Raw genomic sequence first — 11,822 nt, 5'->3', positions numbered from 1 at the left:
CCTAAAGAACGTAGCGGCTTAGATCGGTGGAGCGGGTCAATTCGCCAAGGTTCTTTTCGACAAAGTCGGCATCGACCGTGATCTCCTGCCCCGACCGGTCGGGCGCATCAAAGGAGACCTCTTCGAACACCCGTTCCATCACCGTATAAAGCCGCCGCGCGCCGATGTTCTCGACCGAGGTGTTCACATCCGCTGCGATCTTGGCCAGCGCCGCGATGCCCTCTTCGGTGAAGGTGACGGTCAGATCTTCGGTCCCCATCAGGGCGGTGTATTGCCGCGTCAGCGCATTGTCGGTCTCGGTCAGGATGCGAACGAAATCACCCTCGGTCAGCGCCCGCAGTTCGACGCGGATCGGCAGACGGCCCTGAAGCTCGGGCAACAGGTCCGACGGCTTGGCGATGTGGAAGGCGCCAGAGGCGATAAAGAGAATATGATCGGTCTTCACCGTGCCGTATTTCGTAGACACCACAGTACCTTCGATCAGCGGCAGCAGATCGCGCTGCACCCCTTCACGTGAAACATCACCGCCCCGCGCATCGGAACGGGCGCAAACCTTGTCGATCTCATCTAAAAAGACGATGCCGTTCTGCTCGACCGCTTCAATGGCGGCGCGGTTCACGGCTTCATCGTCCAGCAATTTGTCAGCTTCTTCGCCGACCAGCACCTCATAGCTATCGGCCACGGCCATGCGTTTTTTGGTGGTGCGCCCCCCCATGGCTTTGCCAAATATATCGCCAAGGTTCATCATCCCCATGCCTTGCTGGCCGGGAATGTCCATCATCGGGAAGGGGCTTGAGGTATCGGAGATCTCAAGCTCGATTATCGTGTCGTCCAGCTCACCGCTGCGGAGCTTCTTGCGGAACATCTCGCGGGTGCCGTCGCGGGCATCGGTGCCGGCGATGGCGTCGATCACCCGCTCTTCTGCGGCCTGCTCGGCCTTGGTTTTCACGTCTTCGCGCATGAAATCGCGGGTCATGGCGATGGCGCTGTCCACAAGGTCACGGATGATCTGCTCCACGTCGCGGCCAACATAGCCCACTTCGGTGAATTTCGTCGCTTCGATCTTGATGAACGGCGCGCGGGCCAGCTTTGCTAAACGGCGGCTGATCTCGGTCTTGCCGACGCCCGTGGGGCCGATCATCAGGATGTTTTTGGGATAGACTTCGTCGCGCAGGTCATCACTTAGCTGCTTGCGGCGCCAGCGGTTGCGCAGGGCCACGGCCACGGCGCGTTTGGCGTCATTCTGGCCGATGATATAGCGGTCCAGTTCGGATACGATCTCGCGGGGGGTCAGGTCGGTCATGCGGTGATTTTCTCCACGGTGAGTTTGCCGTTGGTGTAGACGCAGATGTCGGCGGCGATCGCCATGGCATCACGGGCAATGGTTTCGGCGTCCCGGTCGCTGTCCATCATGCCGCGGGCCGCGGCGAGGGCGTAGTTCCCGCCCGACCCGATGGCCGCGACCTCATGTTCGGGTTCCAGCACGTCGCCAGCGCCGGTGATGACCAGCAGGTCTTTCCCGTCGGTCACGATCAGCATCGCTTCGAGTTTTTGCAGGTATTTGTCGGTGCGCCAGTCCTTAGCCAATTCGACACTCGCACGGGCCAATTGCCCCGGTGTCGCTTCGAGCTTGGCCTCTAGCCGTTCCAGCAGGGTAAAGGCATCTGCCGTGGAGCCCGCAAACCCCGCCACAACATCATACCCGCCGGGGCTAAGCTTGCGCACTTTGCGCGCGGTGCCTTTGATCACGGTCTGGCCAAGGCTGACCTGTCCGTCACCGGCAATCACCACTTCGCCGCCTTTTTTGACGCCAATGATCGTGGTCCCGTGCCAACCGGGGAAATCGTCGTTCTGTGCCATGGGGCCTCCTGTCGCTTGGCGTCTATATGGCCCCCGTGGCAAGGCAGGACAAGGGCAGCGCCGCTTGTGAGCGGTCGGGCGACGGGCTAGCCTCTGGCGATGCAGGATCACGCCCAAGTTGATATCTACCTTGAACCCCCGCTACGGCAGAGCGCCGAGGCCGGGACGCATTATTTCATTGGAAAACTCACGCGTGTCCTCGAAAATGCCCAACTTAGGGTCACATATCGGGATATCGGCGCGCCCGCCCGCGCGGCTGATGCGCTTTCACTAAGCCATATGGCCCCTGCCCCAACGTCCCGCGGTTTGATCTTTCGGCGCTGCTATTACTACCCCTTTTGGCAGATCGAAGCGCGCCCTGAACGGTGGCTTTGGGATATCGCCGTGGCCGAGTTTGACCCAAGCGGTGTCGATCCCAAGCAGGCGCAACGCTTCTACCGTTTCTGGCAAAAGCGCCTGTTCGGAGACGCGCCGCAACAGTCCAACCGCGATGGGCCGATCTACGTGCCGCTACAGGGCCGCTTGTTGCAGCGGCGGTCGTTTCAATCTTGCAGCCCGTTGGAAATGCTGACCCTCACACTTGATCATAGCACCGGCCCCGTCGCCGCGGCCTTGCACCCGAAAGAGGTCTATAGCCCCGAGGAACTAACCGCGCTCGAAGCCCTCGCTGCGCGCCATCCAAGATTGACCCTGACGATGGGTGAGATGGCGCAACATTTGCAAAGCTGTGCTTTCGTCGTGACTCAAAATTCAGCAGCCGCGTACTCTGGTTACTTCTTTGGCAAACCGGCGTTGTTCTTTGGCCAGATCGATTTCCACCATATAGGCGTGCGGGCGGATCTGGCGGATCTCAGCCAAAGCTTTGCCGCCGTGGGGCAGGCTGCCCCGGATTTCGCCGCCTATATCTGGTGGTTCTGGCAGGAGCATTGCATCAACGCAGGCCGCGCCGAGGCCGAAGAAAAGATCGTTGCCCGGTTCAAACGCTTTGGCTGGCCCCTTTGACTGGCTCTCGTGACCGCAAATGAAAAGGGCGCCCCGAAGGACGCCCGTTTTCGTAACTCAAATCTGGTAAGGTACTGACCTTAGATGGATTCTTCGATCCAGCTTTGCAGGGCCGCCTTGGGGCGTGCGCCAGCAAGGTTGGACACGACCTGCCCGTCTTTAAAGATGAACAGCGCCGGAATACCACGCACGCCGACCTGAGCGGGGGAGTTCGGGTTTTCGTCGACGTTGACTTTGACGATCTTCACGCGACCGTTCATTTCATCCGACAGCTCTTCCAGCGAAGGGCCGATCTGTTTGCACGGGCCGCACCATTCGGCCCAGAAATCGACCAGAACCGGAATGTCCGAATTTTTGACTTCGGCGTCGAAAGTGTCGTCGGTGACTGCGACGGTTGCCATGATGCTCTCCTGACAGGAATGGGTTAAGGCCTGAACCTATGAACGCATGGCAGTGGCGTCAAGATATGGCAGGGCACGCAGCGCATTTGTCACGATATCGTTGGGCAACACCATAAGCGCGGGGCGGGCGGTCCATAGGATGGCCGTTTCGATCCGCCGATCCGGGTAGATCTGGCGCAGCATATGGGCATAGGCGCCCATCTGGCGCAACAGCCCGTCGGGGCAGGCGTCAGCGGTATCGGGGACCACGCGGTTGGTTTTGAAATCGACGGCAAGGATATGATCCTCGGCGATCACCAACCGGTCGATCGTGCCGTGGAGACGCTGATGGCCCAAGCTGCCGGTCACGGGGACTTCGGCAAGGGTCGTCTCGGTAAACAGCGGGGCGAGGGCAGGGGTGCGCAGAACCGCGTCGGCCTCACTTTCGGCGCGGGCAATCATTTCAGGTGGATGCCTGCGGGCCAAGCGGTCCAGAAATACCTGCCGCGCGTCCGGCCCCATGAGGGGCAGATGCTCCAGCAATTCATGGACCAAAGTGCCGTAGCTCAGCGCGGTATCCATATCAAAGCCGGCCTCACCCGCCAGCGTCTTGGCGCCGCCAAGATCGGAGGGTGAGAGGGTCTTGTCCTCCCCCCGGGGGGACGGGGCGGAACGGGTGAAAATAGGGTCTAACACGGGCGTTGTGACGATTTTCTCTGGCGTCTCTACGATGTCGAGCGCATCCCAGTCGCCCTGTTGATAGCGCAGCGTGCCATCATCGCCCAAGAGCTCGGCCCGCAACCGGGCCAAAGCGGCAGCGGTGATCTGGTACCAAGAGGATTCATCTTTCGACAATTCCCCCGCCGCCGCCACGATCAGCCATTTCTCGGCCCGCGTCATGGCCACATAGAAAAGCCGAAGCCGCTCTTGCAATGCGGCCTCTTTCATCTCATCGAGCCGCGCGCGCATGGGTTCGGGCATGTCATCCGCTGGGGCTTTCCAGACGGGCGTGCCATCTACGGTGATGATCTCATCCTTGATCGTCACATCGCGCCGCCCGGTGTCGGGCAGGATCACGATCGGCGCTTCCAGACCCTTCGCCCCATGCACCGTCATCACGCGGATCTGGTTCGACGCACTGTCGATCTGGCGTTTAATCTCCAGATCATCGGTCTGCACCCATTGCAGGAACCCGGTCAGGCTGGGCACCGTGCCGCGCTCGTAGGAGAGCGCTTGGCTTAGCATCGCGTTGATCCCATCCTCGGCTTCTGGTCCCAGCCGTGCCAACAGTTTGCGGCGGCCATCATGGCGGGTGAGAATGCGTTCGATCAGGTCGTAGGGGCGCAGGTAATCGACCTGCCCGCGCAGATCGCGCAGCACGGCGAGGGTGGCGGCGTGGGTCTCGGTCTGGCCGCGCAGGGCTTGCCAGAGGTGATCCTCTTTGCGGTAATGGGCGAGGGTGAAAAGCTCTTGTTCCGACCAGCCGAAAAGCGGTGATTTCAACGCGGTGGCAAGGGATAGATCGTCGTCCGGTGTGGCGAGGAACGACAGGATCGCCGCCAGATCGCGCACCGCCAGTTCGGCCCCGACCTTGAGCCGGTCCGCCCCGGCGATGGGCAGTTCCGCCGCTTTGCAAGCGCGGATGATCTCCGAAAATAGGGCCGAGCGGCGCTGCACGAGGATCAGAAAATCCCCCGGTTGGATACGCCGCCGCGCCAGGCCGCCCTTGCTGTCGTCGGGGAGGTAATGTTCCTCGGTCGTCAGCTCCTTGATGCGCTGCGCGATGCGTTCGGCCAATTGCACCGTGTGATGCCGCGCGCTGCGCCGGTCTACGGGATCGGTCCAATCGCCTTCCTCGTCTGGGCCCGCCTTTTCGATGAAAGGCCAAAGATCGACGCGGCCGGGCAGGCGATCCTTGAAGGCCATATGGCCGTCATTGGTAAAGCCGGTCTGGATCGCGGGGTCGAAAACCCCATCGACCGCTTGCAAAATCGCCGAAGAGGAGCGGAAGGAATAGGCAAGGCTGCGGCGTTGGAAAAACTGCCCAGCCTCACCGATCTTCTGTTCGAATGTCGCGCCTTTGCGGTCCAGCTCTTCGGGATCCGCGCCTTGGAAAGAGTAGATCGATTGCTTCTTGTCGCCCACGACGAAAAGCGTCCGATCCACCTCGTTACGTGCGCCAGCGCCCGAGTAAAATTCATCTGTCAGCCGTTCGATTACATCCCATTGTCGGGGCGAGGTGTCCTGTGCTTCGTCGACAAGGATATGGTCGATGCCGCCGTCGATGCGGAACAGCACCCAAGCAGCCACCGCCTTGTCGGTCAACAAAGCGCGAGCTTTGAGGATCAGATCGTCAAAGTCGAGCCAGCCGCGCTTTTGCTTTTCATTCGCGTAACGGTAAAGGAACCGGGCTGCGAACCGGTGCAGCACATAGGACTTCCGCGCCGCTTTCAGGGCCAGCCGCGCTTCGCGGGCATCTTCAACGCGCTGCATCAACTGCTCAAGCTGCGGCATCTGTTCTGCGATGACCTTTTGCGTCGGCTTGGTCGGGAAACTGCCGATCTTGGCGGTGAAGGGCGCCTTGGCGCCGCTGCCGGTCAAAAGGATGTTTTCAAGCTGGGGCAGGGCAGAGAGGTCGTAGCGGTCGATCTCTTGCAGCGCCGCGCCCGCCTTGCCATCGTTGCCGCCTTTGGCCAGCAAATGGGGGATGATCTCGGCCATCATCGCCGCTTCGCTGCCAAGAAAGACCGACGCCGCGATCTTCTCCTCGGTCAGGTCTTCGGGCTGGGCGAAAAGCGCTAGGATATCGGCCCATGACCGGGGGTCGGTGAAAGCATCGCGCTGGCCGACGATGCTGCGGGTGAGGCTGGCGAAATCTTCGCCGGTGTAATGCCGCGCAATGTCGGCCACCAGCGGGGCGTCTTCGCTCTCGGCCATCTCATCGACGATCTCGGCCCGCAACAGATCGGCGGCGCGGTCTTCGATCTCAGTGAATTGCGGGCTGACCTGCGCCTCCAACGGGAAGCGGCGCAGAAGGGCGGCGCAGAAAGAGTGGATGGTTTGGATTTTCAGCCCGCCCGGTGTCTCAATCGCGCGGGCGAAAAGGGTGCGGGCGTTGCGCAGTTGCTCGGGCGTCAACTCTCCCTGCACGCCAAGATCGGCCAAAGCGCTGCGCAGGGTCTCATCTTTCAGCATCGCCCATTCGCCCAAACGTTTGAACAAACGGTTTTGCATCTCTGACGCGGCAGCCTTGGTGTAGGTCAGACAAAGGATGTGCTGCGGTTCGACATCATCCAGCAACAGCCGCGCCACGCGGTCGGTCAGCACGCGGGTCTTGCCAGAGCCTGCGTTGGCGGTCAGCCAAGTGGAGGCGTCGGGCCGCGCCGCTTCGATCTGGGCGCGGGTGGCATCGTCAAAATCGCGCATCATTCCAAATCCTCTGGACGGGCAGAGCTGGTGCCGTCCCATTCGCCGAAACGGGCCAGTTGGTCATAATTTCCGGCGAAGGCATCGCTTTGCACCATGCGGCGCGCGGTGAAACCCTGCTCCTCATCAAGATAGCGCGAGAGCAGCGCGTGCAGCCCGGCGAGCACTTCCTGAGGGTTCTCCTCTTCAAGCGGCGCGGGTACTTCGACGGGTTTCGATCCCAACCCGATAAAGGCAGCATGGGCCACATGGGCCACGCCCACCTCGGGAAAGCCGCCACGCTCGACCATCGCCGCTTCGATCAACAACTGTTTATCGAAGAGCCGCTGCTCTTTTTTACCCGGCGGGGTGCCGGTCTTGTAGTCATAGATCAGCACATCGCCGTCATCGGTCTGATCGATCCGGTCCGCAAAGCCGCTGAGGGTAAAGCCGAGGTCGGCAAAGGTGTAGCTGCCGCGCGCGCCCTGCTCAAAAGCGACGGGGCTGGAAAATCCAGCGCGTTGGCTTTCGCGGGCGATGAACCAATCCGCGATCCGGTCGATCCGCGCCAGCCACATGGCGCGGGCGGCGGGCCATGGGGCTTCCTCCTCCAGCACTTCGGCGGCCACCTGCATCAGCGTGTCACGGGTCAGCCGTGCGGGGTCGCGGGCCACCAGCTTCACGAAATCCTCCATGATGCGGTGCAAAACGATGCCCCGCACCGGCGCGTCGGGAGATTGCACCAGCGGGTTGATCGGACGCAATTTTAGGCTGTGCTTGGCGTAGACGGCATAGGGATCACGGATCAGCGTCTTGATCTCGGTCACCGACAGTTTGCGCGGGCGCGCCGCGCGCGGCGGGCGGGGCGAGGGGCGCGTGGCCGGGGCGGTGCGCTCTACCGCTTCCAAGGCACGCACCTGATCCAGCCAATGGTTACCGCGCTGCTGCATGGCCTTCCACGCCTCCGGCCCGCCGGTGTCGCCCAAGCCGCCCAGCAGGTTGCCCAAGCGGTTCAACCAGCGCGATGGCACCATCTCTGCCTCATCCGACCGGATCGCGCGGGTGATCCAAACCTCGGGGCTGGCGATGGCCTGTTGATAGTCATGCGCCGACAGGCCGATGCGCCGTTCGGGCAGCAGCAGCCCGGCCTTCTCGCGCATCTGACGGTTGAGCCATGGATCGGGCGGCGGCGCTTCGGGCCATGTCCCTTCGTTCAAACCGCCAAGGATGACCAACTCGGCCCCCTGCACCCGCGCCTCCATCGTGCCCCAGATCATGATGTCGGGATGGGGGGTATCGGCCTCGCGCACCTCCTCTTGGGACAAAAGCGCGCCCAGCAGGTCGGCGTAATCTGCGGCATTCATCGCGCCACCGTGCACGGCGTGTTCGGTGAGGTTTGCCATCACAGCTTCCGCCGCGATGCCCGCACCCTGCTGCCAGAGGAGGTGATCGGGGTCGGCGGGTTGCCCGGCGGCGATCTTTTCGGCCAGTGCCAAATGCGCGGTGACGCAATCGGGCAGGGGCCGCTCGCCGGGGGCGTCATGGCCGGGGAAAACCTCGCCCAGCCAAGCGACCCAATCGCGGAAACCGCTGGGGTCATCCATCCGCTTCGCGGCCCGCTCTGCAATCTCGGTCAAGCTCTCTGCATTGGGATAGGGCAACCCGTGACGCCGGATCTCGGCCTCCAACCGCTGTGTATAGAGCTGGTGAAAGTTCCGCCCCGCGCCGCTGTGTGTCAGCGGGTGTTTCAGCAGGGTCAGCAGCGCTTCGGCATCGAGTTTTCGGACGAACAGCGCCGCCACATGGCGCAAGAACCGCCCCGGCGGAGAGAGTTGCAGCGGCATCCCGGCGCTGTCGTCGGGCAGGATGTTCCAGCGGTCCAGCGCTGCCGCAACCTGCCGGGTGAGCATCCGGTCAGGCGTGATCAACGCGGCTTTCACCCCGTCTTCGGCAGCCTGGCGCAGACGCAGGGCGATGGCCAATGCCTCGACCCGCGGCGTGGGCGCTTCGATCAGGGTGATGTCGGCCGTGGCACCATGCAGGTCTTCCAGCTTTGGCCCCTCGTTCAGCCAAGCATGGGTGACCGGCGCAGGCCGGAGCGACAGCGACAGGAGCTTGTTGCGTGCCTCAGAAACGGCGGGCATCTCGCACCAAGGCTCAATCGCCCCCCGTGAAACGCCAAGCATATTCATCAGCTTGCGGAAACGGTATTGCGGGTGATCCTCGGCCAAAAGCGCTTGATCCAGTTCATTCCAAACGGCGGTCGGCATCTCGAAATCAAAACCCGGCAGGATAATCGCGCCTTGGGGCAGGCGGGCCACGGCCTCCATCAGCAGCGCGGTGGTCCCGCGCGACCCGGTGGAGCCAGCGAGGATGACCGGATGCTGCGGCGGCGCGTCCTGCCAACGGGCGATGATCCGGGCAACCAGTTGCCGCCGCCGCGCCTCGGCATCCGGGCGGGTTGTGGTCTGGCCTAGATAATCATGGGCGATGGCAAGGAACCGCTGCGCGCGCTCCCAATGGGCTGAAAGATGGCCAACGTCCAGCCCGGCCACTGTCTCGGGAGAGACCCCTTCGCCCTGCATCTCGTCGATCAACCCGGCGAGGCTGTCCGACAGTGCATAAAGTGACGCACGCGGCGCGAGATCCGGCGCGGCATCCAGCAGGCGCGAGACCAGCTGAATGAGTTCCAGCCGCCGTTGCAGGGGCGGTGTCGGCGCTGGTAGGGCAACGCCCGGCGCCAAGGCGTCAAGGTCCGTGATCAGCCGGATGCGCGGCAGAAAGCCTGCCGGGCCCGCATCGAAATCATGGCGCAACCGGCGTGCCATGCGGTTGGTGTTCACTATAAGTTCTACCCGAGCCATCGCCTCGGGCGGGCCACCCTCCAACCGGTCACAAAGCCCACGCACCAGCCCGCGTGGGAAGTCGACCCCGGGGGCAAGGCCAAAGACGCGGGGGCTGTCCTGCGGCTCAAACATCGGCGCCCGCCAGAAGGCTTTCGGCGAGGGGAATGCCGTCGGGATGACCCACATCGCACCAGCGCCCGGTATAGGGCAGGCCGAACAGCGTCTCGCGCTTAAGCATCATATCCCACAACAGGTTTAGGGAGAACTTCTCGGCATCGATATCGGCTAGCAGATCGGTCTTGATGATCTGCACTCCGCCATAGACCTGCCCCGGTCCGCGTTGCAGGCGGCCCTCCGCACCGCGGGTAAAGTCGCCCGTGCCGCCATGTCCAAGTGTGTTTTCCAGCGGCACAGTCATCAACAGCGCTTCCATTCGGGCCGGATCCCATGCGCTGCGCAGCATTTCGAGGGGGTTCGCCCCGGCCCAGATCGCGTCACTGTTCATGGTAAACACGGGGCCCGCGCCCAGCAGCGGCAGGGCATTGCGCAGCCCGCCGCCGGTGTCGAGGATCTCAGGCGTCTCGATTACGGTTTTAACGCCCTGCGCCCGCAGATGGGCATCAAGCTGGTCGGGCAGATAGTGCAGGTTCGCCACGATCCGGGCGGGGGATATCCCGCGGGCGAGGTCCAGCGCGTGGTCGATCAAGGGGCGACCTGCGACCGGCACCATGGGCTTGGGCTGGGTCTGGGTGAGATGTTTCATCCGCGTGCCGAACCCGGCCGCGAACATCATGATGGCGTCGGGATAGTCGCGCATTGGCTTTTCAGATGCTCCAAGAATTCGGGGGTCGGAGGGGGCAGCACGCCCGCAATAGAATCCGCCACCGCGGCAAGGGCGGGATGGCGCAGGTTATGTTGCAGATGTTGCCACACACGGGGGATCAGATCGACGTAATGCGGTTTGCCATCACGCAGGCAAAGGCGCGCAAAGATGCCCAGAATGCGCAGGTTGCGCTGGGCACCAAGCAGCGCATAGGCGCGGCGGAAGGGGGCGGCTTCTTGTCCGGTCTGGGCAAGGTAATAGTCGATGATCTGTCCCTCCACCGCGCGGGGAACATCGCGGCGGGCGTCTTGCAGGATCGAGACCAGATCATAGGCTGGATGGCCCAGCAGCGCGTCCTGAAAATCCAGCAAGCCGACGCGCGCGGCACCTTCGCGCTGCGGCAGCCAAAGCAGATTTTCGGCGTGATAGTCGCGCAGGATCACGACCTTGGACGTGTCATCCAGCGCAGCGGCGAGGGGGCGGAAAGCCTGCGCAAAAGGGGCGTCTGCCACTTGCCCACCCTCGAGTGCGTAAAAGTCGAATGCGGGGGCTGCCATATCGGTCAGCCAATCGGCATCGCAAAGCGGCAGTTCCGGCAAGGGGGCGCTGTGAAGTTTGACCAATACGTCTGCGGCGGCGCGGTGCAGCGGAAGTTCCCGAGCGGGATCAGCCGCCATCAGCCGGGCGAAAAGGTCATCGCCAAGGTCTTCGATCAACAGCAGCCCGTGGTTGCTGTCCTTATGGTAAATCTGAGGCGCGCTGAGGCCGCAGGCCCTCAGATGCGCCGCGACATCAAGGAAGGGGCGCACGTCTTCGCCGCGTTCGGGTGGGGCATCCATCAAGATGGCCCTATCTCCATTCTCTTTGCGCAGCCGGTCATACCGCCGGTTGGAGGCGTCGCCCGCCAACAGCTTTCGGGTGGCCCCGGCCCAGCCGGACGTTTGTAAAAAACCTTCGATTAATGCGGCGCGTTCGGTCATGCGCGCCACTCTGTCAACTTGGCGGCCCAACCGCTGCCGGACCATTCGGCTGTCAGCGCGCGGCTGTCTTCATGGGCCCCGGGGAAAAGGCTGATCCGTAATGCCCCGGCGGGGGCGAGCGGGCCCAGACGATCCGGCCATTCCACCAGACAGATCGCGTCATGAAAGGCCTCAACCAGTCCCAGTTCCTCAATCTCATGGGTGGATGTCAGACGGTAGAGATCGGCATGCCAGATCGCGCCGCTTGCCCCCTCATAGGTTTGCACCAATGTGAAGGTGGGCGAGGGGATGTCCTCGGGGTAGTCGAGCAGTTCGGTGATCAGGGCGCGGGCGAAATGGGTCTTGCCCGCACCGACATCACCGCTGAGCAAAATGACATCGCCGGGTGACAGGCGGCGGGCCAATTGCTGGGCGCGCCGGTCGGTGTCATCGGGGCCGCTGAGCCGGAGAGAAAGGGTATCGTCGGACATGCCCCATGCTTAGCGTGCCGACACGCAGCCGCAAGATTAAAGCGGCGGGGAATGCC

9 protein-coding genes are annotated in these 11,822 nt (G+C 62.9%); 1 reads left to right on the top strand and 8 read right to left on the bottom strand.

Annotation, left to right across the window (positions count from 1 at the left end; translation table 11 throughout):
• Window position 1: 1 nt before the first annotated feature.
• Window positions 2–1,303, bottom strand: a complete 1,302-nt coding sequence (hslU, locus tag O4H31_RS01785) for an ATP-dependent protease ATPase subunit HslU (protein ID WP_269342190.1) — start codon at window positions 1,301–1,303, stop codon at window positions 2–4.
• Window positions 1,300–1,860: an ATP-dependent protease subunit HslV gene (gene hslV / locus O4H31_RS01780; protein WP_067623712.1), complete on the bottom strand. Its 561-nt coding sequence runs from the start codon at window positions 1,858–1,860 to the stop codon at window positions 1,300–1,302. Before hslV ends, hslU begins: the two co-directional genes overlap by 4 nt.
• A gap of 99 nt (window positions 1,861–1,959) precedes the next feature.
• Between hslV and O4H31_RS01775 the strand changes: the two genes are divergently transcribed.
• Window positions 1,960–2,862 carry a hypothetical protein gene (locus O4H31_RS01775; RefSeq protein ID WP_269342189.1) on the top strand — a complete coding sequence of 301 codons (903 nt, stop codon included), beginning with the start codon at window positions 1,960–1,962 and terminating at the stop codon, window positions 2,860–2,862.
• A gap of 80 nt (window positions 2,863–2,942) precedes the next feature.
• On the opposite strand, the gene trxA is transcribed toward O4H31_RS01775, so the two are convergent.
• Genes trxA through tsaE form a run of 6 tightly spaced genes read right to left on the bottom strand, consistent with a single transcriptional unit; the run spans window position 2,943 to window position 11,766 of the window.
• Window positions 2,943–3,263, bottom strand: coding sequence for a thioredoxin (gene trxA / locus O4H31_RS01770; RefSeq protein ID WP_007118424.1), 321 nt, complete (start codon window positions 3,261–3,263; stop codon window positions 2,943–2,945).
• A 36-nt stretch (window positions 3,264–3,299) separates the two neighbouring features.
• Window positions 3,300–6,671: a double-strand break repair helicase AddA gene (gene addA, locus O4H31_RS01765; protein WP_269342186.1), complete on the bottom strand. Its 3,372-nt coding sequence runs from the start codon at window positions 6,669–6,671 to the stop codon at window positions 3,300–3,302.
• A complete protein-coding gene (gene addB / locus O4H31_RS01760) occupies window positions 6,668–9,625 on the bottom strand; it encodes a double-strand break repair protein AddB (RefSeq protein WP_269342184.1) in 2,958 nt (985 codons plus the stop codon). The genes addA and addB overlap by 4 nt, the downstream gene beginning before the upstream one ends.
• Window positions 9,618–10,310, bottom strand: a complete 693-nt coding sequence (locus tag O4H31_RS01755; RefSeq protein ID WP_269342182.1) for a nucleotidyltransferase family protein — start codon at window positions 10,308–10,310, stop codon at window positions 9,618–9,620. Before O4H31_RS01755 ends, addB begins: the two co-directional genes overlap by 8 nt.
• Window positions 10,283–11,296, bottom strand: coding sequence for an aminoglycoside phosphotransferase family protein (locus O4H31_RS01750; RefSeq protein WP_269342180.1), 1,014 nt, complete (start codon window positions 11,294–11,296; stop codon window positions 10,283–10,285). The genes O4H31_RS01755 and O4H31_RS01750 overlap by 28 nt, the downstream gene beginning before the upstream one ends.
• The gene (gene tsaE, locus O4H31_RS01745) at window positions 11,293–11,766 is read right to left on the bottom strand and encodes a tRNA (adenosine(37)-N6)-threonylcarbamoyltransferase complex ATPase subunit type 1 TsaE (protein ID WP_269342178.1); all 474 of its coding nucleotides are present in this window, start codon (window positions 11,764–11,766) and stop codon (window positions 11,293–11,295) included. Before tsaE ends, O4H31_RS01750 begins: the two co-directional genes overlap by 4 nt.
• Between the last annotated feature and the right edge of the window lie 56 nt (window positions 11,767–11,822).

Source organism: Sulfitobacter dubius, assembly GCF_027214245.1.
Taxonomy (GTDB): domain Bacteria; phylum Pseudomonadota; class Alphaproteobacteria; order Rhodobacterales; family Rhodobacteraceae; genus Sulfitobacter; species Sulfitobacter dubius_A.
Note: the sequence above shows the minus strand (reverse complement) of the source record. Positions and strands in the feature narration are given on the sequence as shown.